This is a genomic window from uncultured Megasphaera sp. (genome assembly GCF_900539295.1).
Lineage (GTDB): Bacteria > Bacillota > Negativicutes > Veillonellales > Megasphaeraceae > Megasphaera.
Map to the genome: position 1 here is coordinate 11,479 of NZ_UQBH01000025.1, position 26,039 is coordinate 37,517.

The 26,039-nt window shown below is 48.4% G+C and carries 16 protein-coding genes; 4 read left to right on the forward strand and 12 right to left on the reverse strand.

Annotated features, from left to right (window positions below; translation table 11 throughout):
• Positions 1-30: 30 nt before the first annotated feature.
• Complete coding sequence (locus QZQ46_RS08345; protein ID WP_296828799.1) at positions 31-3,153, reverse strand: ESPR-type extended signal peptide-containing protein; 3,123 nt, start codon at positions 3,151-3,153, stop codon at positions 31-33.
• A gap of 218 nt (positions 3,154-3,371) precedes the next feature.
• Between QZQ46_RS08345 and QZQ46_RS08350 the strand changes: the two genes are divergently transcribed.
• Positions 3,372-5,216: an ABC transporter ATP-binding protein gene (locus QZQ46_RS08350; protein WP_296828801.1), complete on the forward strand. Its 1,845-nt coding sequence runs from the start codon at positions 3,372-3,374 to the stop codon at positions 5,214-5,216.
• Positions 5,213-7,027 (forward strand): ABC transporter ATP-binding protein, encoded by a 1,815-nt coding sequence (locus tag QZQ46_RS08355; RefSeq protein WP_296828804.1) that lies wholly within the window; start codon positions 5,213-5,215, stop codon positions 7,025-7,027. The genes QZQ46_RS08350 and QZQ46_RS08355 overlap by 4 nt, the downstream gene beginning before the upstream one ends.
• A gap of 164 nt (positions 7,028-7,191) precedes the next feature.
• Here QZQ46_RS08355 and QZQ46_RS08360 read toward each other — a convergent pair whose 3' ends face one another.
• The 4 genes from QZQ46_RS08360 to QZQ46_RS08375 form a co-directional block, all read right to left on the reverse strand.
• Positions 7,192-9,858: an ESPR-type extended signal peptide-containing protein gene (locus tag QZQ46_RS08360; RefSeq protein ID WP_296828807.1), complete on the reverse strand. Its 2,667-nt coding sequence runs from the start codon at positions 9,856-9,858 to the stop codon at positions 7,192-7,194.
• 522 nt (positions 9,859-10,380) lie between these two features.
• Positions 10,381-11,520 (reverse strand): YadA-like family protein, encoded by a 1,140-nt coding sequence (locus QZQ46_RS08365; RefSeq protein ID WP_296828809.1) that lies wholly within the window; start codon positions 11,518-11,520, stop codon positions 10,381-10,383.
• Positions 11,521-11,994: 474 nt separating this feature from the next.
• Complete coding sequence (locus QZQ46_RS08370) at positions 11,995-15,783, reverse strand: ESPR-type extended signal peptide-containing protein (RefSeq protein WP_296828811.1); 3,789 nt, start codon at positions 15,781-15,783, stop codon at positions 11,995-11,997.
• A 376-nt stretch (positions 15,784-16,159) separates the two neighbouring features.
• Positions 16,160-16,792 (reverse strand): TetR/AcrR family transcriptional regulator, encoded by a 633-nt coding sequence (locus tag QZQ46_RS08375; protein WP_296828813.1) that lies wholly within the window; start codon positions 16,790-16,792, stop codon positions 16,160-16,162.
• Between the two features lie 251 nt (positions 16,793-17,043).
• On the opposite strand from QZQ46_RS08375, the gene QZQ46_RS08380 reads away from it, so the two are divergent.
• Positions 17,044-17,727: an isochorismatase family protein gene (locus QZQ46_RS08380; RefSeq protein ID WP_225069825.1), complete on the forward strand. Its 684-nt coding sequence runs from the start codon at positions 17,044-17,046 to the stop codon at positions 17,725-17,727.
• A gap of 158 nt (positions 17,728-17,885) precedes the next feature.
• Here the strand turns inward: QZQ46_RS08380 and QZQ46_RS08385 are convergent, their stop codons facing one another.
• From QZQ46_RS08385 to QZQ46_RS08405, 5 genes are all read right to left on the reverse strand, one after another.
• Positions 17,886-19,403: an ABC transporter permease/substrate-binding protein gene (locus tag QZQ46_RS08385; RefSeq protein ID WP_296828815.1), complete on the reverse strand. Its 1,518-nt coding sequence runs from the start codon at positions 19,401-19,403 to the stop codon at positions 17,886-17,888.
• 3 nt (positions 19,404-19,406) lie between these two features.
• The gene (locus QZQ46_RS08390) at positions 19,407-20,126 is read right to left on the reverse strand and encodes an ABC transporter ATP-binding protein (protein ID WP_296828818.1); all 720 of its coding nucleotides are present in this window, start codon (positions 20,124-20,126) and stop codon (positions 19,407-19,409) included.
• The gene (locus tag QZQ46_RS08395) at positions 20,119-20,565 is read right to left on the reverse strand and encodes a MarR family winged helix-turn-helix transcriptional regulator (protein WP_296828820.1); all 447 of its coding nucleotides are present in this window, start codon (positions 20,563-20,565) and stop codon (positions 20,119-20,121) included. The genes QZQ46_RS08390 and QZQ46_RS08395 overlap by 8 nt, the downstream gene beginning before the upstream one ends.
• Entirely contained in the window at positions 20,558-21,514 is a 957-nt protein-coding gene (locus QZQ46_RS08400) for an alcohol dehydrogenase catalytic domain-containing protein (protein ID WP_296828822.1), read from the reverse strand. Before QZQ46_RS08400 ends, QZQ46_RS08395 begins: the two co-directional genes overlap by 8 nt.
• A 290-nt stretch (positions 21,515-21,804) precedes the next feature.
• Complete coding sequence (locus QZQ46_RS08405) at positions 21,805-22,338, reverse strand: RNA 2'-phosphotransferase (protein WP_296828824.1); 534 nt, start codon at positions 22,336-22,338, stop codon at positions 21,805-21,807.
• 166 nt (positions 22,339-22,504) lie between these two features.
• On the opposite strand from QZQ46_RS08405, the gene QZQ46_RS08410 reads away from it, so the two are divergent.
• Positions 22,505-24,133, forward strand: a complete 1,629-nt coding sequence (locus tag QZQ46_RS08410; protein WP_296828826.1) for a malolactic enzyme — start codon at positions 22,505-22,507, stop codon at positions 24,131-24,133.
• A 102-nt stretch (positions 24,134-24,235) separates the two neighbouring features.
• Here QZQ46_RS08410 and QZQ46_RS08415 read toward each other — a convergent pair whose 3' ends face one another.
• Positions 24,236-25,387 (reverse strand): ATP-binding protein, encoded by a 1,152-nt coding sequence (locus QZQ46_RS08415; RefSeq protein ID WP_296828829.1) that lies wholly within the window; start codon positions 25,385-25,387, stop codon positions 24,236-24,238.
• Entirely contained in the window at positions 25,366-25,689 is a 324-nt protein-coding gene (locus QZQ46_RS08420) for a helix-turn-helix domain-containing protein (RefSeq protein ID WP_296828830.1), read from the reverse strand. The genes QZQ46_RS08415 and QZQ46_RS08420 overlap by 22 nt, the downstream gene beginning before the upstream one ends.
• Positions 25,690-26,039: the final 350 nt, after the last annotated feature.

Genomic DNA, 26,039 nt, shown 5'->3' on the forward strand with positions numbered 1-26,039 from the left:
TCATGTTCTAAGAGTTGTCGTAACCGTTACTTATCCGTTCAAACGGTTCATGATATCCTGCATCTGTTTTTCAAGGGCTTCGATGCGTCTGTCCTTGGCTTCGTTTTCCGCCTTCATGGTATCGATTTCCTGCTGCTGCTCGGAAATGACGCCGACCAAAGCATCTTTCGAGTAGCCGGCATAAGGACTGCCCTGGCCAAACTTGAAGCTGACGCCGGCGTTGAACATGTTTTCCCCGCCGCCGAGGCTGGTTCCGATGGAGAACAGGACGTCGTTCGTCGGCCGATAGAAGGCACCGATGGCAACGGCGTTAGCCGAATTGTAATTGCCATAGCCGGCTGCAAAGTCCCACTTCGCCGTCGGATCATAGTCCTGAGGATGAAGGGCCGCTAAGGCTGCGGCACCGGCACCGACGCGGTTGATGCGCGTATCGAGCTTGCTGACGCGGCTGTTCAAGTTAGTCACGCTGCCGGAAATATCAGTTACCTGATTCGAAAGATTGGTAATATTGGCCGTATTGGTCGTGATTTGCGTCGTATTCGAAGCTACCTGGCTGTCCAAGGCCGTCAAGTTATCGCCGGCCGATTTTGATTTCTTCACATACGTGCCATCTTCAGCGACCCGTGTTTCATTGTATACCGTACCGCCGGTGACGATGCCCGTGTTACCCGAAGCTACCTTGCCGTCGGTATTGACTTTGATCTTATAATTCGTTCCGCCAATAGTATTCTTTCCCGTGCTGTCGATAGAAATCGTGTTGTCACCGTCGGCATTGGCAATGGTATTTCTCGTGTCGACAGCAGCGGCAATGGTCGATAAGTTGACGCTGCCCGAAATGATTTCGGTCCCTTCCGAGTTCTTAATGGACAGGCCTAATTTATTGTCTTTGAACGTTAAGGCTTCGTTACTTTCCTGTAAGCCCGTGCCGGCTGCGTCGACGGCTGCTTTGAGCTGAGCCACGTTGACGGCATCGGTGTCATTGGTGCCGGCTGCGACGTTGGTAATTTGACGAGTTAACCCCGTTTCACTGTCACCGACGGAAACAGCTGCCGCACCAGACTGCCAAGCCGATGTAATCTGAGTCTTTTCCGACACAGCCGCCGTGTAGGCTTTATTAGCATCGTTCATGGCTGTTTCGGAAGTATCCATGGCCGCTCTGGCGTCATCATTGGCAATCTTAGCGGCATCCATTTGCTCTTTAATTTTTTTACCTCGATCCGAATCATGGTCAATGTTGTTATAAGCATGTACGGCCTGCACATAGTCTGCATTCTTGGCCAAATAATCGGATACCTTGGTTTCATAATCAGCTTTTGCTGTCGAAAGAGCCGATTCCAAATCAGGGATACTGCTATTTAATTCGGCAAATCTGTCTTCTTTACCGGTATAGGCCACGATAGCCGCTTCATTTTCAAAGGCGTTGCCCGTAATCGGGTTATACCCAAAGGCCCCTTTATCGACAGAAGATACAGCGTTGCTGCCGATCGCCACGCCATCATCTTTTTGTACATCCGTATTGTAGCCGACCATGACGGCGTTGCTGATATTTTCCGTATGTTCTCGTAACGGTTTCTGTACCTTTACCACATAGTGCAGCGTATCTCCGGTCCACTGCAGCTCTCCTGTCGTATGAGCGTAACTCTGGGGAGTATAGGTCTGTTCTTCATAGCCATCTGTTGTCCCCATCGTTCCCAGAATGACGTTATTTTTACCGCCCGATAAGGTATGGTAATCGCCGATGACGACATCCGTCGCCGCATCGCTAAGCTTATTGCTGGTCCCCATGACAGAGACATGATTCACATTAGTGGCTTTATTCTGATAGCCTGTAACCAGATTATAATCACTGGCTGAAGCTTCGGTGCCGTTTAAAGTGTTTCCCGTCCCAAAGATAGAGGAACGTCTTGCGTAATCCGATACGTTGCCGTTCCCCATGGCAAAGACGGAGCCGCCGTTAAGCGTAGCATAGTCCCCCATGATTTCAGAGAAATGCTCCTTATACCCAATATCATCACCGCCATGATAGAGCAGCTCGCCCATACGGCCGCTCAAAAAACCGCCTTCAATACCTTCGTTTATATTACCGAAAGCATTGGTCACACGGTTACCGGTACCAAAGACCATGGAATTAAAGGATGAGTCAACCTTATTCAACATGCCGAAAGCACCCGGAGCTATCGATGCACCAAGTCCAGTGTCACTTTCGGTACTGATTTTGTTATCGATACCATAGAGAGTCGCATAATAAGTGGTTCCCTCAACGGTCGAACGAATTCCCACAGCTGCACTTGCAGGCCCTAAGGTCTTAACTCTGCTCCCGATTGCCATACTGCCATCGCTGCCAAAGGCATGATAGCCGATGACAACCATATTTCGTGCCCGAATATTATTGTCATCCGAGTTCTTTTCATCCGGAGATAAAGAACCGATAATAATAGAATCTGTAAGCTCCGTATTGTTTCGGTTATCACCAATAACAATCCCGGCAGCCGTACCTCTGATATTATTATTATTACCAATAACCGTTAAGGCGTCCCATTCATTGCGATACGTATCGTTACCGGTAATCACATTGCCGCGGCCAATGGTTAAGTCGGAAATATTAGGTTCACGGCCTTCCGGATGACCATAGTCGGTAACGGTACCGACATCTCGAGCAATTATCTTGTTATTATCGCCGATGACATTTTGCTTCCGACTGCCCCGTACTTCGTTGTTATTGCCAAAAATACGTGTATCAAGGCTCGCTTCATATCTCGTCCCGCCATCGTAAGGATAGCTCTTTGTTACCTTATTGTCATTGCCGACAATATTGACATTATTACTGTCTTCAACCGTATTGGTATCGCCCATGACATTCGTACCTTCACTGCCGGTCACCGAGTTTTCCCTCCCTACGACGCGAGCTGTTTTATCATCAGTTACGGTATTGGTCGTTCCCGTCGCCGCACCACTGTCTACGACGATGTTGTCCGCTGCATAAGACGACAGCCCCATTCCGGACAGGCTCAATCCGGCTAAAACCATGACTGCCAAGGCCGTCTTTTTCACGATGCGACTGCCATTGCTTTTCGTGCGGCTGTTAGCCATTTCCGACACGACGACGTAGCAGTTCTTTACCCGACTCCAAATAACCCGATAAATCCTGTTCATCAAAGAATCTCCTTTCTAATCCAGTAACCATTCGCTTTCACCTTACAATATAAGTATACATTTATTTTATATAATCGTAAAGTTAGTCATTTTATGGCCAGTATTATGTATTTTTATAGTCAATTCAAACAGCATGACACAGTTTTATCCTGCCGTCGATGATGGGCCGCTAAATATGATACAATAACCCTAGAATACATGTAAAGGAGAGGATGCTTATGAAGTTCAGCTCCACTTATATAAGGCCTGTAAAATGGGCATTTTTAAGCGCCTGTCTGCTCTCGTTGATTCACGTCATCAGTGCCCTTACGGTGCCGACTTTAACGGCCAGCATCATCAACGAAGGCGTTCTACACGGCGATATCGACGCCATCAGCCGCCTCAGCATCGCCATGCTGGCAGCGTCTCTGGTGACCGTAACCGGCTCGTTAGGTGCCGTCTATTTGAGCTCCCACATCGCCTCCCGGGTCAGCCTTACCATGCGCCAACAACTGGTACTGGCCCTGCAGGACTTTTCCCTCTCCGATTTTTCTAAATACGGGACGGGTACCCTGCTCATGCGGGCCACGCGAGACGTCGAAAAAATCCAGTCCGTCCTCGCCGAAGGCATCAACATGATTCTGCCCATGCCCCTCATGATCCTCGTCGGCTTGGGACTCACCTTTTATAAAAGTTTTGAAATGGGGCTCATCATCTTGAGTCTGATGATTCTCATGGTCGGCCTCATGATTTCCATTCAAAAAAAGGCCCTGCCCATCGTCATGGCCGTCCAGCAGCAGTTGGACAAGCTCACCGATCTGGTTCGCGACCACATCATCGGCATGTCCGTCATCCGGGCCTTTAACCGCAGTCACGATGAGAAAACCGCTGAAATTCAGATGTTTTCCGATTTATCGGCCAAAGAAACGAAGCTGGCCCGGACCTATGCCATCGGCCTGCCTACGATTCTCATCATCTTCAACATGAGCACCGTCGTCATCCTCTGGATAGGCGGCTATCAGATCGACTCCGGCGTACTGCAGATCGGCGACATCATGGCCATCATCGAATATGCCACCCTCATTCTGATGAATCTCATCATGGCCGTTTTCGTCCTCCTCGACGTGCCCGAGGCCCTCATCTGCTATGGCCGTATTCAGGAATTACTACGCCATGCCGAAACTACCGTCACCCGTCAAAATACGGTGTCCGCGGCCTTCGGCCAAGGCCGCCAAAATACGCAGGCCCGTCGAGATGCTGCCCGCAGCGACTTGCAGCGTCACGCGCCGCTCTTAGAGTTTCGTCACGTCACCTTCCGTTACGATGACGCCGAAGAAGCGGCGTTAAAAGACATTTCCTTTACCCTCGAAGCCGGGGAAACCTTGGCCGTCATGGGCGATATAGGCTCTGGGAAAAGTACCCTGGCCAAGCTCATGTTAGGCCTTTATCCCATCGAGTCCGGCGACATCCTCTTTGACGGGAAGTCTATTTTCAAGCAGCCCATGGAATCCGTTCGCGCTCAAATCGGCTACGTGCCGCAAAAAGCGTACCTCTTCACGGGCTCCATTGCCATGAACTTAGCCTTCGGCAAGCCCCAAGATGCGGCGGCTCCCGCCTCTTTTGAAGAGCTCGAAGAAGCTGCCAAACTGGCCGGCGCCCATGAGTTCATCAGCCGTTTTGACGACGGCTACGATCATGAGCTCTCCCAAGGCGGAACCAACCTCTCCGGCGGCCAGCGCCAGCGCCTGGCCATGGCACGGGCCTTAGTTCGGAAGCCCCGCCTATTAATCTTCGACGACAGTTTTTCCGCCTTAGACGGCATTACCGAGCAGCAAGTAAGAAAAGCCGTAGCCCGGGAAATCAAGGAGGGCACCGAAAAAACGGCAGCCTCATCAGATACAGGCCGTCAAGGCAAAGGCCGGGCCTTCATCTCCATCGAGCAGAAAGTCAGTGCCGCCCAAAAGGCCGATAAAATTCTGGTCATCAATCAGGGCCAAGCCATCGGCGTCGGCACGCACGATGAATTATTGGCCCACTGCCCCATTTATCAGCAGATCGTGACGTCACAGGAGGTGGCCTTATGAACCTCGTCAAACGCTTTCTCTGTGACTCCCGCGATCAGTGGTGGCGTCTCGTCGTCCTCACGGCAGCCCTGATGTGGGCCGCCTGCTTTGAAATCATCGCGCCCCGCCTCTTGGGCAACATCGTCGATGCCATCGTTCACGGCATCGAGCAGCAACAGGAAATCACGGCCATTTTAGACGGCACGACCAACACGGTCCTGCTCCTCGTCGCCTTTTACAGCTGCCACGCCGTATTTACCTACGTCAGCGAATTCATCATCGCCGGCGCGTCCCAGCACATGGTACTGGCCCTGCGCAGCCGCGTAAGCCACCAGCTCCACCACCTGCCCATGACCTATTTCAACCAGCACAACCGCGGCGATATGCTGAGCCGTCTGACCAGCGATCTGGATGCCGTCGGCGAAACCCTGCGCGAAGGCATTCCCGGCCTCATTTCGTCCTTCATCGGCATCGTCGGCGCCGTAGCCATGATGATCTGGATCAGTCCGCGACTATCGGCCATCATCCTCAGCGTCATCGTCGTCGGTATTTTAGGCTTGACCATTACGGCCAAAAAGGCCCGCACCATTTACCTTCGCAAACAGGAAGCCTTAGGTGCCGTCAACGGCGGCATCGAGGAATTGATTTCCGGCAAACAGATCGTTCAAGCCTTCGGCCTGGAGACCGTCACGACGGACCATCTGAACGACTTGAACACCCGCCTCTTTACCCGCGAGCGGCAGTCGGGCTTTATGGGTCAGCTCATCATGCCCCTGGTCAATTTCATCAACCAGATCGGCTACGTCCTCGTCGCCATCCAGGGCGGCCTCCTCGTCCTCCGCGGTCAGATTACCCTCGGTGACATTCAGGCCTTCTTCCTCTACGTAACCCAAGTATCGGACCCCATTTCCCGCAGCTCTTACGTATTGACCCGCTTTCAAGAAACCCACGCCGCCTTAGGCCGCATCTACGAGATTTTAGACTATCCGACGGAAGACGATTCGGGCACCTTGGAAACCTTGTCCGCTGAAAATACAGTTCAGCAAGAACCGTCTTGCGATGAAGCACGGCAACAACCGGCGACGGGCTCAAAGGACAACGCCATTGAATTCAAACACGTCACCTTCGGCTATAGTGATGACAAACCCCTCATGGAAGATGTGAGTTTTGCCATCCCCAAGGGCCACGTCGTCGCCATCGTCGGCCCTACAGGGGCCGGCAAAACGACGATCATCAACCTCCTCATGCGCTTTTATGAGATATCCGGCGGCACCATTACCATTCACGGCACCGATATCCGTGACCTTCGCCGTGAAACCCTTCACCGGCAAATCGGCATGGTCCTGCAGGATACGTGGATTTTCACGGGCACCATTGCTGAAAACATCGCCTACGGCAAGCCGGACGCCACGCGCGAAGAAATCATAAAGGTCGCCAAACTGGCCATGGCCGACCATTTCATCCGTACCCTGCCCCTCGGCTACGACACGGTGTTAAAAAACGGTGCCGACGACCTGTCCCAGGGTCAGCGTCAATTACTGACCATTGCCCGCGCCTTCTTAGTCAATCCCGGCATCTTGGTCCTCGATGAAGCGACGGCCAACGTCGACACCCGGACGGAAGTAGAAGTCCAAAAAGCCATGAGCCAGCTGTTAAAAGGCCGGACGGGCATCGTCATTGCCCATCGCCTGTCGACCATTCGCGACGCCGACTTGCTCCTCGTCGTAAACCACGGCCAAATCGTCGAGCAGGGCACCCATAGTGAACTCTTGGCACGGGGCGGCTACTATAAAGAATTGTACGAAAACTACGCCAAAGGCATGGCCCTGTAAGCCTAACATTCGGCCGAAAGGACTTGCCCAATCCCATACAACCTTCTGAAAACGATAAAACGGGACTGCTCCGGGGAATCATTTCCCGGGACAGTCCCGTTTTGTATGATCTGAGCATAGAGCTATGTCGCTAAGGCCGTCGGCCTTGTCACGCCGCCCGTGACTTACTTGTTCTGAGACAACTGGCGGGCGATTTCCTGAACCTGCGTGCGCAGCGCTTCATTTTCCCGAGCCTGTTTTTCAACCTGTGCCCGTAATTCCTGATTTTCCTGTTCCTGTTTTTCCATGCGGGAATTGAGAGAGGTAATGGTCGAAGCCTGTTCCGATACGACGGCGGCTAAAGAAGCTTTGGAGTAGTTTGAATATTCGTTGCCGCTGCCGAATTTGAAGCTGACACCGGCGTTGAACATGTTTTCCCCGCCGCCCATGCTGGTTCCGATGGAGAAAAGAACGTCGTTCGTCGGCCGATAGAAGGCACCGATGGCAACGGCGTTAGCCGAATTGTAATTGCCATAGCCGGCTGCAAAGTCCCACTTCGCCGTCGGATCATAGTCCTGAGGATGAAGGGCCGCTAAGGCTGCGGCACCGGCACCGACGCGGTTGATGCGCGTATCGAGCTTGCTGACGCGGCTGTTCAAGTTAGTCACGCTGCCGGAAATATCCGTTACCTGATTCGAAAGATTGGTAATATTGGCCGTATTGGTCGTGATCTGCGTCGTATTCGAAGCTACCTGGCTGTCTAAGGCCGTCAAGTTGTCCCCGGCCGATTTCGATTTCTTCACATACGTGCCGTTTTCAGAGACCCGTGTTTCATTGTATACGGTACCGCCGGTGACGATGCCCGTGTTGCCCGCTTCCACCTTGCCGTCGGTATTGACTTTAATCTTGTAATTCGTTCCGCCGATATCATTCTTTTCCGTGCTGTCGATGGTGATCGTGCTGTCGCCGTCGGCGTTGGCCAAGGTATTTCTCGTGTCGATTGCCGAAGCTATGGTAGATAAATTAACACTGCCCGTGACTTCTGTTCCGGCCTTATCTTTAATCGACAAGGATAAGGTATTGTCTTTGAAGGACAAGGCGTTTGAGTTTTCTTCTAAACCAGAACTCGATCCCGAAGCGGCAACGGCTTCCTGCAGTTGGGCTACGTTAACGGCATCGGTGGCTTCCGTACCGGCCGCAACCCCGGTAATTTGACGCGTGAGATTATGGGCAGCGTCGCCGACAGAAACAGCGGCTAAGGTCGATTTCCAAGTCCCCGTCGTATCTCCCGTTCTGTCCATACCTTTGGGATCATAACCTACGGCACCGGCTGCTGTACTTGCCGTCGATTGAGCCCCTAAGGCTACGCCACCATTTTCCGTAACGTCCGTATTGTAGCCGATCATGACGGCGTTTGTAAGGTCAGCCTTATGCGTTTTTAGCGGAGATTTTACGGTCAATTCATAAGTCTTCGTATCGCCGGTCCACTCAGGCTGATTCATCGGTTTACGATAAGGAGTATAGGTTTTGGTAATCGTTTTATCTTCCGTAGCCATGGAACCGAGAATGACATTATTACTGCCCCCTGACAACTCATGGTAATCGCCAATGACAACCGAAGAATCTTCCTTGGTCACCACATTCCCGTTGCCGATAACAGCCGTATGATTGATGTTATTCCCCGTATTTTGATATCCGGCGACTGTATTGTAAGTACTGACAGCTGATGCTGTACCATTCAAGCTATTTGCGGAGCCTAAAACTTGCGAAAGCCGTGCATAATCAGAGACATTGCCGTTCCCTACGGCAAAAACGGAACCGCCGTTTTCCGTCGCCCAATCACCCATTAATTGAGATGCATAGTCCATATACCCATTTTCATGTTGACTGTTATAACCTAATATATCAAAGGCGCGCTGGGCAAAGCCTAATTGAGTGGAATTTAAACCGGAAGTCGGATCTCCGATGGCATTTGTAATCCTATTGCCGGAACCAACGATCATCGATGTATTAGATTCTTCAACTTTATTCAGAAGCCCAACAATACTATTGGCCATAGCCTGACCCGAACGATTCGGTGTAGAAATATTATTATCAGCCCCATAAATATTGGACCAATAAGAATCTTCACTGCTAAAGGAGTTGTGTCCGACAACGTTTTCTTCCATACCTAATGCCTTTGCACTATAGCCGACAGCCACTGTTAAGCCCACATTTTGACGATCCGTACCGCTTTGTGCATGGTATCCGACAACAACACTCTTAGAGCGCTGTACCGCTGTCTCCTGCTCATCAGCTGACATCGATCCGATAATAACACTTTCGCTTAAATCGCCGCCCCTTTGATAATTTCCAATTAAAATATTGCTTCCCGGATTCGCTAGGTTATTATGATTCCCGATTACAGTCAGACTGCCGCTGTTATTCATATAGGTATCATTACCATTAAGAACGTTTCCCTTTCCGATAAGTATATCCATTACATTATCCGTTCGTTTGTCTTGATTTTTTGATTCAGTCCCCTTGTTTCTATCGGTTACACTATTTTTATCGCCAATAACGACTTGACTCTTACTGTTGGCAACGGTATTTCCATCGCCAATGACCGTAGAGTTATCTGCCTTTGACACCGTATTGGCCGTTCCAGATGAATTGTTAATGACGAGCGGATCCGCCGCATAGACACTAACGTTCCCCCCCTGTAAACAAAGGCCGGCCAAAATCAAGGCAGCCATAGCCGTTCTTTTCACGGCACGACAGCCGCGGCTCTTAGCCCGACTGTTGGCGATTTCCGATACGACGACATAGCAATTTTTTGCTCGACTCCAAATTACCCGATAAATCTTGTTCATGAGAAAGCCCCCCTTAACATATAGTCAATTTCGAGTGATGCCATAATTATTATGATATTATTTACATATATACCATAATCATCGCATTTTGTTGTCAGTCACGAGTATATACCCATTTTTTTCTGTTTTCAAACGTCCTTTTTCGATATGTAGACACTTATACTCTATATTATAAATTTAATCTAATTATATATACATTCTATGGTTTTATAATTCTAATTGTTATCATTTTCTCTAATTATTAGGTCAATTTGTTTTTCTCTGCTTTTTTTAAGGCCTCATAAAATCTCCTGCACGCATCGGATTTCCTGTCATTGAGAAATTCCTGCTTCTTTTCTTTTTGAATGAATATAAAAAAAAATTCATGCTATTTTTTTAATTTTACCTAAGCTTCAGAAGACGCCGAAAGACATCTTGAAAAGGCGATGCTATCGTCAAAAGCTAAATGGAGTCTCCTATAAAAAGAACCTCCTTTATCAGTCATTCGATAAAGAAGGTTCTTCCGTTATATTCCTTCGAAGGTTACTTATTCAAGCGGTTCATGATGTCCTGCATCTGTTTTTCAAGGGCATCGATGCGTTTATCCTTGGCTTCGTTATCAGCCTTTAAAGCCTGATAATCAGCTTTGATAGCAGCATTGTCAGCCTTCACCGTATCAATTTCTTGCTGCTGCTTGGAAATGACTCCGACCAAAGCGTCTTTCGAATAACCGGCATAAGGGTTGGCCTGGCCGAACTTGAAGCTGACACCGGCATTGAACATGTTTTCCCCGCCGCCCATGCTGGTTCCGATGGAGAAGAGAACGTCGTTCGTCGGCCGATAGAAGGCGCCGATGGCAACGGCATTGGCCGATTTGTAATTGCCGTAGCCGGCTGCAAAGTCCCACTTCGCGCTGGGATCATAGTCCTGGGGATGAAGGGCCGCTAAGGCTGCCGCACCGGCACCGACGCGGTTGATGCGCGTATAGAGGCTGCTGACGCGGCCGTTCAAATCGGTCACGCTGCCGGAAAGATTGGTAATGGCTTCCGTATTGCTGTCTACCTTGGCATCTACCTTTTTCAGTTGGCCTACGTTGACGGCATCCGTATCGGCAATCCCGTCGGCAACATCGGTAATGCGCTGATTATTGGCATGGATTCCGGTATCGTCAATATACGTTTTGCCTCCGACAGACAGTTTGCCGTTAATCGAAAAGTCGCCATTGGTTATAACGTCCCCATTAATGATGGCTCGTCCATAGACAAAGGAATCGCCCGACGTGGCATAGCCGGTACTGATATAAGAATTTCCGCTTCCCGGATAGCCACTACCCCAATAACTTGCATTGGAAAGCTCGTTTTCCTCTAAGGTGTAGAGTACGCCTTGGAACAAGGCCCCATCATAGTCCCCGGTATTCTCATAAGACTCCCAGGCAACACCCGGAAAATCAGAATATGGATCGTCATTGTCCATCGCTGCAATATTCTGATCCAACTGAGCCCGCAAATCCTGCACTAACTGAGAGTTTTCCTGAATTTCCTTCAGTGCCTGTTGGGCAAAGGCAAACTGATTTTTGACAGCCTCGTTCTGATTATCGTCAGCGGCAAAAGCCGGACAGATTGACGCAGCTGTCATACCGGCCGTTAAAGCCGCCATTACTAATTTTTTCTTCGTAATTACCATAGAATCACCTCAACATATAATTTAGGGAATGTCTCCCTTATAAACAACGAAAGAGCATCAGCAAGCCGCTAATGCCCTTTCGAGGTTAACAGTGTATTGCTATCGCTTCGCCCATAATCGGCCCATGATGTCTTGGACCTCAGCCCGGAATATTTAGTTCTAAATAACACCATAGCCCTTTATTGTAAAAACATTTTTACGACTATGTTATCATTTTCACTTTATGTTATAAGTATATATGATTTTCATATAATAGTAAAGCTTATTGTTATTTGTCAGTACAATTAATTATTTGAGTCATTTTATCCGTACTATAAGCAGTCCTCCAAATCCGTCTACGCGTTTATGGCAATATGGATTAGAACGCCACCTCAAACTACGGACGGCTGCCATGAAGATAAAAAATGCATACCATAAAAAAGAAAGAGCACCGGCAAGCTGCCGGCGCTCTCTCGAAGTAAGCTGTCTATTCTTTTATCGCTGTGCCGATAATTGGCGCATGATTTCTTGAACTTGAGCCCGTAATTCCTGATTTTCCTGTTCCTGTTTTTCAACTTTGGACTGCAGGGCTTCAATCGTCGAATGCTGTGCTTCCAGTTGTTTCGACTGTTCCGATACGACTTCCGCTAAAGAAGCTTTGGAGTAGTTTGAATATTCGTTGCTGCTGCCGAATTTGAAGCTGACGCCGGCATTGAACATGTTTTCCCCGCCGCCCATGCTGGTCCCGATGGAGAAGAGAACGTCGTTCGTCGGCCGATAAAAGGCACCGATAGCGACGGCATTGGCCGATTTGTAATTGCCGTAGCCAGCCGCAAAGTCCCACTTCGCGCTGGGATCATAGTCCTGGGGATGAAGGGCCGCTAAGGCTGCCGCACCGGCACCGACGCGATTGATGCGCGTATCGAGGCTGCTGACACGGCTGTTCAAATTGGTCACGTTACTGGAAAGATCGGTGATCGATTCCGCGTTGGTCTTAACCTGGCTGTCTAAGATCGATAAGTTTTCACCGGCGGAATTTACCTGTTTGACGTATTCCCCGTCTTTGGCAACCCGCGTTTCATTATACACCGTATCACCGGTGACGATACCCGTATTGCCCGCTTCGACCTTGCCGTCCGTCACGACGCTGAGGGAGTATTCCGTTCCGCCGTATTCATTGGCCTTGGTCGTAAAGTCGATATGGCCGCCTTCGGCTTTGGCAATGGTGTTCTTGGTATCAATAGCCGAGCCGATTTGATCTAATTCGACACTGCCGGAGACCTTATTGCCGGCTGTGTCTTCAATTTCCAGTTTCAACTTATTGCCGTCGAGGCTGAGAGCGCTGTCGGAATCCTTAAGGGTCGTATCCTTTGCAGAAATCTTGTAACTGTTGTCCGTAGAACCTTTTTCAACGGTCACATTGTCGCCGGCTTCAATGATTGTCTTACCTTCCTTCACAGCATCGGAAACAGACTGCTGAACTTGTTTAAGCTGGGCCACGTTGACGGCATCCGTATCGGCAGAGCCGGCAGCAACATTGGTAATCTGGCGAGTCGCTTGTCCGGTAGTTCCATCACTATAATTAACTTGTCCACCGACAGATACGGCACCGAGAACGGATTTCCAAGCAGCCGTGTTGCTGGTGGATTCTTTTTTAGTCAACGGATCATAGCCCAAAATACCGCCGGCTCTATCCGCCGTACTAAAGGAACCTAAAGCAACCCCTTGGGTAACTGTGGCTTTAGCTGCAGTACCTAAGGCAGTAGCATAAAATCCGCTTACCGCACTGCTGGTTCCCAATGCCAGTGCCGAAGTATTCATAGCTTTCGCATTAGTACCAAGCGCAATTGCATATGCACCTTGAGCCGTTGTCGTTGTTTCATCACGACTATTATTGCCAATCGCAATGGCCCAATCGCCATCAACCTTAGCAGAGTTACCCACCGCTAAGCCCATTTCGCCTTTTACCGTCAAATAGTTACCTAAAGCAATGCGCAATTGACCGCCTTCCATCATACTGCCTTGAATCTTATTGGCATGACCAAAGGACGTGCCTAACGTCTCTACTTCCGAACTGGTACCAACAGCAATACTGCCGCCACTTACGGTATTCAATAAACCGACGGCAACGTTCTGGTCGGAGCCATAATCATTCTTGGTATACGTCCATTCATTACCGTTTTGAACTGCCGTATAGCCGACTAAGTTGCCGACACCGAGAACCGTATTCTGCTCACCGAATACCTTGGTCACTCTATGATCACCATTTTCGTAATCCGTAGCAAAAACGGCGTTATGCGTACCGTCAACGTCAATATTTTGTCCGACGACGATGCTGCTGTTAAATTCATTTTTATCTCCTACGACACTGACATTATTGCCTAAAACAGTACTATTGTTGCCTTTTGACGATGAGTTAATCCCGATAACGATGCTGTCCGTACCGGCAGCTCCGTCGTTTAAGTAGTTCGTGCCAGAGCCGGTTTGAGCGCTCTTGGTAGAGAAGTAGTGAACGGAATTAGCATCAAGCTGTGTCTGAACTTTCTTCAACTGAGCGACGTTGACGGCATCCGTATCTTCCGTACCAGCAGCGACATTGGTAATCTGACGAGTTTTTATATTCGCACTATCGGTACTGTCGCCAACAGATACAGCCGCTAAGGTCGATTTCCAAGCAGCCGATGTATCTGTTGAATTTTCCTTCGTAACCGGATCATAACCGGCTTCACCGGCTGCCGTACTGGCGACCGCTTCAGCACCTAAGGCTACACCGCCGCTTTTGGTTACGTCTGTATTATAGCCGAGCATAACGGCATTGCTGATATTTTCTGTATGTGCTTTTACCGGAGTTTTTACTGTAAAAGTATAAGTAATGGGATCATCTTCGTACTCGACACCGGTGTCAGGGTCCTTCAATTTCGGCGTATAGGTTCTAGTTACCGTTTCTTCCTTAACTGCCATAGAGCCGAGAATAACGTTATTACTTCCACCGGACAATTCATGATAATCGCCGATTACGACATCTGTCGTTTCACTGCTCAATTTATTCCCAGTACCAATCACGGATACATTGCTCACATTAGTTCCTGAATTCCGATATCCGGCAATCGTATTATAAGCACTGGCCGCCGTCGCTGTACCATTTAAAATATTGGCCGTACCAATTACAGATGAATCCCTTGCATAATCCGATATATTGCTGTTCCCAACAGCAAAAACAGATCCGCCATTAACAGAAGCATATTCCCCCATCAGCTCGGAAACATAATCTGTGTAACCATATCCATATCCACTATGACCTACAAGCACATACATATTTATATCACTGGGTTTTGCTCCCATTCCAACAGTCATGTCACCGACAGCATTGGTAACTCGGTTGCCGGAACCAAAAACCATGGAGTTTGATGACGAATCAACTTTATTGAATGTCCCAACAATGCCATTCGCCATAGATATATCATCCCCAGAACCAATTTTGTTGTTTATACCATAAATCGAGGAATAATCTGTATTCTTATCGCTAACAGAGTTATGTCCGGTAACCGTGGTCTCCTTCCCTAAAGCTTTAGCCCCGTATCCAACGGCTATTCCATAGTTAATCCCTTGTGCATGATAGCCGACGATAACCGATTTTTCAGCAAACTGAGTGTAGTCAGCGCCAGCCTTTTCATCGGGAGTCATAGAACCAATTATGACAGCATCTCTAAGCGTCCTGGTATTCTGATTATCACCGATAACAATCCCCGATTCCGGAGCACTAATAGTATTATTATTACCAATAAGAGTCAAGCTTTCATAGCCTTTCATATAAGTATAATTGCCACTAATCTGATTTCCTTTACCAATAAGCAGATCAGATACCGTATCCGTTCTGATCTCTTGTTTTCCGGAAACGGTACCGGAGTTTCTCCCCGTAATGCTGTTCTTATCGCCGATTACAGTCTGACTCTTACTATTAGTTACCGTATTGCCATCACCTAAAATCTCAGCATCATTACTTGTTGTAACTGTATTCCCGGTTCCTACCACACGAACCGTCGTATCATCAGTCACTGTATTCGTCGTGCCAGCAGCCGTCCCACTGTCTACGATGATGTTATCCGCCGCATAGGAAGGCATCCCCATGCCGGAGAAGCTCAATCCTGCCAGAACCATCGTCGCTAAAGCAGTTTTTTTCACGACATGACTTCCATTGCTTTTCGTACGGCTGTTAGCCATTTCCGATACGACGACGTAGCAATGTTTGACCCGACTCCAAATAACGCGATAAATCTTATTCATAAAAAAGCTCCTTTCCGATTCCGTTATTATTTTCACCTTACCTTATAAGTATATATAATTTATAAAAATCAGTAAAGTTTGTTGTTATTTTGTCATTTTTATATTATTTTCGAGTCGTTTTATTCATCATCAACGGTTATTATCTAAATACTTTCACTTTTCCCAAATTTCTCAAAAAAAGAACGACAGAAACATCACCGTTTCCAGTGACGATTCTGTCGTTACTTCATGCTATTTATCTTAAGTCATACTAAAAATTTAACACAGCCTAAATCGGCGTATCCGAAAATTTAACGGGGCTTCCCTGACGCCGGTCTCATCAACAAACGAAGCGTCGCCATCGACGCTGCATAGGATTCCCCCGTAATATCGCGATTTAGCTCCATTTATCACAGTTCAGTCCTCGTAGAATAAATTGCAAGATCCTTTTTTGCAGGCGATACCACTCCTTTTCTTTTAATGCCAATAAATCGCGGTTGACGGCACTGCTTCCAGTAACGATAAATTTAAAAAGGAGTTCTGCTTCGTCTTGGTTCAGATGGAGCTCTTTCATGAGTACGGGTACGATTTTAGGACATTCATGCTGATATATTTTTTGAACGATAATCGGGGATACATCCAAATCCTTTACAAGGAAGCGATAATCTTCAAGTTCCAAATATTTATGGCATGGAGGAAAAAGCGACCGGTCCTTCGGTAATTCGTCATCATTCGTTTGGCTTAACATGCATTGTAATTTTTTAAGGGACCCTTGCTTTTCCTTTGGCGTCATAGAATCGATAAGATGCAGACTATCATTAATGATCTCTTCCAACAAGTCATCAATGGTATTGTAGTACAAATAAAAGGTGCCTCTGGCAATATGTGCTTCTCGACACAGGACGGTAATCCGAATTTCCCGAAAAGGTCGTTTTTTCAGCATGAGCAGCAGCGTTTCTTTTATGTGATTTCGAGTATCGACAGATAAGGGTCGTTTCGTTTCTGTCTTTTTGTTTCGGCTTTGAGTCAATGTAAATCTCCTTACTGTTGAAATCATAGATGAATGATTATCTTTTATTTTATCACGGAGAATAGGCTTTCTGTAGCAATCTTATCCAACTATAGACACATTTCAATTTCTGTATATTCTTTCGGTACTGCTCCGTCTAACTATAGACATATTCCAACTTCTGTATATTGTTTCTGAATATGCCTCTCACTATAATAAGGGGTGTAAGGAATATTTATTAATGTATCGTTTTCTAATGAAAGGAGATTAACATGGAACTTTACAAAAATTTTGACGGAAAAGCCCCAATGATTGACGTGAATGACGCTGCAATGCTGCTCATTGACCACCAAAGCGGTTTATTCCAATGTATCGGCGATATTGATTTCCTGCGCATTCGTGACAGAGCCATTGCGCTGGCTGAAGCGGCGACGTTAGTAAATATGCCCGTTATTACCACCGCCTCCGTCCCCCAAGGTCCCAACGGTCCGTTGATTCCGGAACTCCATGAAGCCGCGCCTCATGCGGTATATGTAGCTCGCCGCGGAGAAGTTAATTCTTGGGATTGCAAAGAATTCGTAGACGCCGTAAAAGCAACCGGCAAAAAGACCTTGATCATTGCCGGTACGGTAACCAGCGTTTGCATGGCCTTACCGGCTCTGTCCGCGGTAAACGAAGGATACCGTGTATTTGCAGTGCCCGACGCTTCCGGTACGTATTCACAAGAAGCAGCTATCGCTACCATGATGCGCCTTACCCAAGCAGGTGTCGTTATAACTGACGCCGGTGCCGTATTAGCCGAATTACAGCGCACCTGGCATACGCCAAAAGCCGATGCCTGGGCTCAGATTTGGGGCCGTATTTTTACCAACTATCGGCTGCTGTTAGAAAGCTATGCAAAAGCCGTAGAAGTAACGAAAACAGGCGAACCGATGGATAATGAACGCGAAGATTAAGGCGCTTCCTATTCCAAATTGATTTATAAAAAGTAATATCCTCATAAAGTAAGGCCGACGGAACCGGTATTTACCAGTCCCGTCGGCCTTTTATTTGTTTCTATAGCAAGCATATTCCCAGCGATTTGCAGAAGGAATATTTATGACATATTATGAATCTACTCTTTGAGCAGCCCTTTCGACACTAAGTAGGCCCGCGCTACGTCAGCCGCCGGCTTGCCTTCGATATCGACTTCGTAATTCATCTTGAGCATTTCTTCCGTCGTAATCATGTGAGCCAGCTTATTCAGGACCGGCACCAACTGGGGATACTTCTTGATCGTGTCGGCCCGAAGGAGGGGTGCCCCCTGATAAGGCGGGAACAGGCCCTTGTCGTCTTCCAGCATGACCAGATCGTGGGTGATGATTTCCGGATCCGTCGAGAAAACGTCGATGACGTCGACATTGTCCTTGTCGATGGCTTCGTAACGAAGGCTCGGTTCCATGGTGACGACGGGAAGATTCAGGCCGTACAGGGATTTCAGGCCCTTATTGCCGTCTTCGCGGTCGTTAAATTCCAAGGAGAAGCCGGCTCTGGCCGTATTTTCTACCTTTTTCAAATCGGAAATCGTCTTGAGGCCGTACTGCTCGGCATAGGAGCGTTTCACGGCAATGGCATAGGTATTTTGGTAGGCCATGGGTTCCAAGAAGACCAGGTCATCCTGTTTCAAGATGCCTGCTTTGGCCGCTTCATAAACGGTTTCCGGATTGTTGGACAAGCCCGTCATGGGCGGCTTAATCAAGGACGACGTAACCGTTCCCGTAAATTCGGGGTACATATCGATAGAGCCGTTTTTCAGAGCTTCATATAAGAAACTGGTCTTGCCGAAACTGGGCTTCACCGTCACCTTGATATCCGTTTCGTCTTCGATCAGGTCTTTGTACATATTGATTAAAATTTCCGGCTCCGACCCCAATTTTCCGGCAGCGATGAGGGTATTCCCGGACAGGCCGCCGATGTTGACCGTCGATAAGACCAGGAGGGCCAAGGCCGTCACGAAGGACAGGCCGATGACTTTCAGCGAGCGTTTTTCTAAGAATTTGATGAGGGCGCTGACGACGACAGCCAATAAGGCCGCCGTAATGGCCCCGATGAGGATGAGAGCCGAATTATTTCGATCGATGCCCAGAAGGATGAAGGTCCCCAATCCCCCGGCCCCGATCAAGGCTCCGAGGGTCGCCGTCCCGATGAGCATGACTGACGACGTGCGGATGCCGCCGATGATAGACGGCATGGCCAGGACGAGTTCAAATTTTTTCAGCTTTTCCATACGGCTCATGCCGAAGGCTTCGGCCGCTTCCTGAAGGAGGGGATCGATGCCCTGCAGGCCCGTAATGGTGTTCTGCAAAATGGGAAACAGGCCGTAGATGACCAGGGCCACGATGGCCGGCACCTTGCCGATTCCCAGGAAAGGAATGAAGAGCCCCAACAGGGCCAGGGACGGGATGGTCTGTAAAATTCCGGCCAGCTGCAGAGTTACTTCCGAGGCTTTCTTATACTTTACGATGAAGATGGCAAAGGGCACGGCCAGTAAAATGGCTACGAAGAGGGCAATCATCGAAATTTGCACGTGCTCCAGCAATAATTGTACCAATTCGCCCTGTCGCTCACTAAATGTACTCATTAAGTTTTCCATAGTTTACCCCTCGTAGAAAAAACGTTTGACAACTTCATGGGCCGGATGGTCCTTGACCGTTTGCGGCGTGTCGAGCTGTACGACTTCACCGCTGCTCATGACGCAGATGCGCTCGCCAAGTTTTACGGCTTCGGCCATGTCGTGGGTGACAAAGACGATGGTCATTTTAAAGCTTTCGTGGAGGTGCTTGATGAGCTCCTGCAATTGATTGCGGCTGATGGGATCGAGGGCGCTGAAAGGTTCATCCATGAGGAGGATGTCCGGTTTGGCCACGATGGCCCGCAGGATGCCGACTCGCTGCTGTTCACCGCCGGAAAGGTCGCGAGGATAGCGGTTCATATACTGATCGGCGTCGAGACCGACCAGAGACAGATAAGCGCGAATCGTCTTCTGCCGTTCGGCCTTGGGCCAGCCCTTCATTTCCGGGATGATCTCGATGTTTTCATAGACCGTCAAATTGGGAAAGAGAGCGCCGGTCTGGAGGACGTAGCCGATGTTCATGCGCAGCTTTCTCGGCTCGAGCTGACTGATGTCAGTCCCGTCGATGAGGACCGTCCCTTCTGTCGGCGTCAAGAGACGGTTGATCATCTTAAGGGTCGTCGTCTTGCCGCTTCCGCTGGTCCCGACGATGACGAAGAATTCGCCGCTCTTGATGGTTAGGCTCATGTGCTGTAAGGCTGGTTTCTTGTCATAAATTTTGCTTACGTTTTTAAATTCAATCATGGTAGTCACCTGTAGTCCTTGCCAGTGCATCTGTAAACTTACGGCTAATGCGTAATAACAGGTCCTGCTCGTCTGCCGTCAATTCGCTCATGGCCAGCATTTCTGCTTCTTCCAGCCAGTCCAGAACCGACGCTGCGTAGGCCCGCCCTTCTTCAGTCAGTTTGATTCGTTTGATGCGCTTGTCGCCGGGATTTTCTTCAAAACGGAGGTAGCCCTTTTCCTTAAAAGACTTGATCGTCGCATTGACGACTTGCTTCGTTGAATAGGTCTTTTGGGCAATCTCATTTTGGGGAATCCCTTCGGGGTTGTAGTAAATCCACATCAAGATCAGCATGGATTTGCTCTGAAGGCCCCGTTTTCTGGCGTAATTCTCAAAAATCGACAGCTGACGGTCCCGGATTCGAGAATAGGCTTTTGTCTGTTGATAAATGTCAGTCATTGACAACCACCACCTTACCGAAGCTGTTGGCACTATCCAAATAAGCCTGGGCCTCGCGAATGTCCCGTAAGGAGAAGATTTTCTCCGGCCCGGCATCGATATGGTATTCCGCAATCACGTCGAACAGGGCCTGCAAAGTGCCTTCATCGACGAGTCCGGAATAGAAGCCCGTAATGTACTTGCCGCTCCCCAATTCGGTGATGATGTCGAAATCGTCGAGGGTCCATGTTCCGCCTAAGAGGCCGGTGTTGCAAAGAATCCCACCGTCTTTCAGATGGGCCAAACTGTCGGCCATGGCGGATGGACCGACTAAGTCGGCAATTTTATCGAAGGCCAGGGCCGTGTCGAGGCGTCCCTCATTTTCAACGACGACGTCATCAAAGCCGGCCGCCTTCAAACGATCGGCCTTACGGGTATTTCGCGTCGAGCCGTACAATCGTACCTTTGGATATTTCCCTTTCAGGAGTTTAGCAAAGGCCACGCCCACACCACTGGCAGCACCGCGGACGAGGACAGTATCAGCGTTTTCGATTTTCAAATTTTTCAAAGTCCCAAAAGCCGTGTGGTACGTTTCCGGAACGGCGGCCATAGTCGGCCAGTCCAGATCGGTCTCTACCTTGTAAATCTGCTCATTGGGAAGGAGGACGTATTCGGCATAAGAGCCGTCAAAGGCCCGCCCCATTTCACCCATAATAGACACGACTTTGGTTCCTTCGGGAAGCCCTTCCGGCTCCGTACTGCCCGCGACGATGCCGACACATTCGATGCCTAAAATCCGCGGAAAATGCACCGATTCCGAGTAGCCCTGACGAGTGAAAATTTCCGAGCGATTGATGCCGAAGCCCTTTACCTTCACCAGAGACCAGCCCGGCTTCACCCGCGGCGTCTCGACATCCTGATAGATGAGCTTGTCGACGCCGCCGGCTTCATAGATAACGACTGCTTTCATCCCATTCCCCCCTTATGTGCCAAGCCATCCCGACGCCGTTTCATTGCTAAGGAATTTAAATAGGAGTCCATAAGTCCAACATCGGGATATAATTAGTCAAAACTTTTTACTATTTAACTATAAAACAAAACGAGCCCATTAGTCAAATGATTTGACCAACAGACTCGTTGACGATTTTGCAATTTTAAATGAAACCAAGGGGATAATGCAGATTCCGAAAGCGCGGCGCCTCGAAGCGTTTTCCTTTAGGATACGCCCCTTCCTATGGGGACCTTTCGGCATAACTTTTTTTAATATCGCGTCAAAAACTGCGGCTCTACCCGCTTCGTCAGCCAAACGCCGTTTACCGAGCGGTAAAACACATAGCCCGCCCGATGCATCTCGCCGCTGCTCACGCAAAAGATGACGGGTCTTCCATGGCGGCGGCCGACGTTTTCTGCCGTCTTCACATCGCCCGAAAGGTGGACGTAGAGCCGTGACTTCGGTACCAAGCCTTCTCGCTCGATAGCTGCGGCGTATTTTTCACCCGTCCCGTGATAGAGGATGTCCGGCGGCGTCACGATGGGAAGTTCGACGTCGACATCGATGGAATGGCCTTGATTGGCCCGAATCTTAGTCTTGTCTTCGTTGAAGGAATACCGCTGTTTGTTGTCTATCCGAACGATTTCTTCCAACATCTGCCGATCAAGGGGATATCGTTTTCCGACACCTTTTATGAGCTCGTCTACATCGGCCCAGCCGTGCTCGTCGAGACGGATATCGGCCGCCCACGGCTTATGCCGCAAAACGAGGCTGATAAAACGGCTGGTCTTGGTCAAATCCATGATAAGGTCACTCCTTTCTATAGGCTAAATTATAGCAAATACGAAGTTTTTCTGCATTCCCTAAAAAATCATCATAACAAATAGATATGATACTGTCCAATTTTTATCAGCTATGATACAATGAAAAAAATCGAAATAGTTATCGTTTACGAAAGGAGCCGTCACGATGAAAAAAGGCTATGAATTATTAAATGACCCCTTCCTCAATAAAGGCACCGCTTTTTCCATGGAAGAAAGAAAAAACCTCGGTCTTATCGGCCTCCTGCCGCCGACAGAACAGACGATTGAAGTCCAGGCACAGCAGGTCTACGGCAATTTCCAAACGAAGCCCAACGTCAGTGAAAAACGCCATTACCTCATGAATATTTTCAGCCGCAACCGGACGCTCTTCTACTACGTCTTCAAACAGCATATCGCTGAATTTATGCCCATTATCTACGACCCGGGCATTGCCGAAAGCATCCGGGAATACAGCCAGTTTTTCATTACCCCGCAAAATGCAGCCTACCTGTCCGTTGAGCATCCCGAACAGATCGAAGAATCCCTGAAAAATACAGCCATGGGCCGCGACATCGAGCTCATCGTCGTCACCGATGCCGAAGCCATCTTGGGAATCGGCGACTGGGGTACCAACGGCGTCGGCATCTCGACGGGGAAACTCATGGTCTATACGGGAGCTGCCGGCATCGATCCGGCCAAGGTCCTGCCAGTTGTCATCGACGCCGGTACCAACCGTCAGAGTCTCCTCGACGATCCCCTCTATTTCGGCCTGCGCCATAAACGCGTCGACGACGACACGTACTACGCCTTCGTCGATAAATTCGTAAAACAAGCAGAATCCATGTTCCCCCGCCTGTACCTGCACTTTGAAGACTTCGGCCGCGGCCATGCCGCCGTCCTCCTCAAAAAATACGTCGATACCTATCCCATCTTTAACGACGACATCGAAGGAACGGGCATCATCACCTTGGCCGGCGTTCTCGGCGCCCTGGCCATTACCGGCGAAAAACTGGCCGACCAGCGCTACATGTGCTTCGGCGCCGGCACGGCAGGCTGCGGCATTGCCAAACGGATTTATCAGGAAATGATCGATCAGGGCCTGTCAGAAGACGACGCCAAGAGCCGTTTTTACCTCGTCGACAAAGAAGGCCTCTTATTCGATGACATGAGTGATTTGACGCCGGAACAAAAGCCTTTCGCCAGAAAACGCTCGGAATTTGCCGACGCCGCTTCCCTTACCAATTTAGAAGCTGCCGTCAAAGCCGTCCATCCGACCATCCTCGTCGGCACGTCGACCAAGAGCGGGGCCTTTACCGAAGCCGTCGTAAAAGAAATGGCCTCGAAAGCCGACCGGCCCATGATCTTCCCCCTCAGCAACCCGACAGAACTTGCCGAAGCAACCGCGGAAGACCTCATCCGCTGGACCGACGGCCGGGCCTTGGTGGCAACGGGCATCCCGACCGATCCCGTCACCTATAACGGCGTCACCTACGACATCGGCCAAGCCAACAACGCCCTCATCTATCCGGGCCTGGGCCTCGGCGTCATCGCCTCTGGGGCAAAACTCCTGACCGATAAAATGATCTCCGTCGCCGCCCACGCCATCGGCGGCATCGTAGATGCAAATAAACCGGGCGCCGCCGTCCTGCCGCCGGTAACCAAGCTCGACCAATTTTCAGAAACCGTCGCCATCGCCGTCGCCAAAGAAGCCGGAAAAGAAGGCTTGAATAGAAACGACGTCTCCGATCCCGAAGCCTGCATCAAAGCCTACAAATGGGAACCGACTTATAAATAAGACGACATAGCACGACAAAAGAAAACTAAATAGAAAGATAAAAAGCCATGGATTCATGAAAATCCATGGCTCTTTCGCGTCTAACAACCTACACCTACAAAATCAAGCCCAAGAAGGAATATATTTCATATATCTCGGAGCCGTATCCGGGTCCACGGGTTTAATATAATTTTGTTTTACCGCTTCCTTTATTAATCGTGAAATACTTCCAGATCCGGTTTGTTTCAAACCAAACCGCTCTCTCAAGGTATGATTACTTATCTGTTCTCCTTGTACATATTTAATGCAGGCATGTAAGTAACAAGCCCACAACCGATCTTCTAAGGTTAAGTCAGAAAATTTAATTTCCGAAAAAATAGTAACCCGCGTAGCATCTTCAAATATTTCTATTCTAGGTGCCGGTAATTGCATGAGTTCGCAACTTAAAATAACTTTGTCCCAACCACTTCCAACTTCTTCACAAATACCTAATTCTCGCATTAATGAGGCTAATTTTTCGTTTCTCGACTTAGGTGGTGTATCAATAATTCGCATTATATCAATTAACGGAGCCCCCGGATTGGTTATTTCAATTCGATTATCAAAAATTTCCACTAACGGCCCTGTCCCCGAAATTGAAAAGTCCTGATGAATTAATGAGTTAGCCAATATTTCACGAATAGCAGCCGTCGGATAGGCGGTTTTTCGTTTACGAATGCCGTTGGTAATGACTTCTTTCATAGGCGTCAAAGCCTCAATAAATTGAATCGCGTCTTCAAATATAGCTGCATACCCTTTATCAAAAGTTTCATCACGTAATAAATCCATCTTATTGGAACCATTGTATTGAACTACACGCAGCATTTTACGTTTTAATTTTTTAAAATACGATAATTTTTTGGCTAATAAAAGTGCTCCCAAATTAGTAATGCCATATAACCCATTGTCCTGTTTTACGATAAGGTTAGCCTGGGACAGATAATATATGATATTAGATACATTATTGGGTAAGGGTAATTTATTTTCTAATAAATCAAAATAAGTTATATAATTCAGAGCTTGAACAATCTCTTCTTCATTCAAATCGGTCTGTGCATATTGATCCTCAAATTTTTGATTACGAATCTTATCCCAGACAGTTCCTTGGATAGAAGGATAATCATCAAGTTTTTTCGTATAACTGCCGACTCGTATATAATCCACTTTTTTAAAAGTTACCGGCCGATACATGGCTCTATTGATAATTAAGATTCCTACAGATTTCCCCTCACACATGGCACTATGAAACTCGAAAACGGCATTATCTGATAACAAACTTCGAAGCCAATTTCCAGTTCTTGGTCACCTTTCTTCATGGTCTGCAAATTATAATCAGTCCCCACTATATGATGTGATTCATCATCGATTCCCCAGACCATATAAGCATATGACTTTTCTTTCCATGCCGCGCCATTGGCTAACGCACTAATATCTCTTCCTATCATATCCGCATCATAGTTATTGTGCTTGAACTCTACCCAAGGTGTTTCAGTCGGTAAATTGCACAATTCTTGCACTAATTTATCTAACTGCTTCATAGATTTCCATTTTCCTTCCTTCTTTGTTTTTTCCTACCCGGTCTCAATAGGAAAATAGATTTACGTCAATACCAATTCCAGTAGGAATCCGTACACGCCAGCAAGTTACCAGCAAGTTAAATTACCTGACAAAGACGCCATTTTCGACCTCATTATCCGCACGCCAGCAAGTTACCGGCAAGTTAAATTTTCCGATAATGACGCCATTTTCGACCTCATTACACTCACGCCAGCAAGTTACCGGCAAGTTAAATTATCCAATAATGGCGCCATTTTCGACCGCATTACACTCACACCAGCAAGTTACCGGCAAGTTAAATTTTCCGATAATGACGCCATTTTCGACCTCA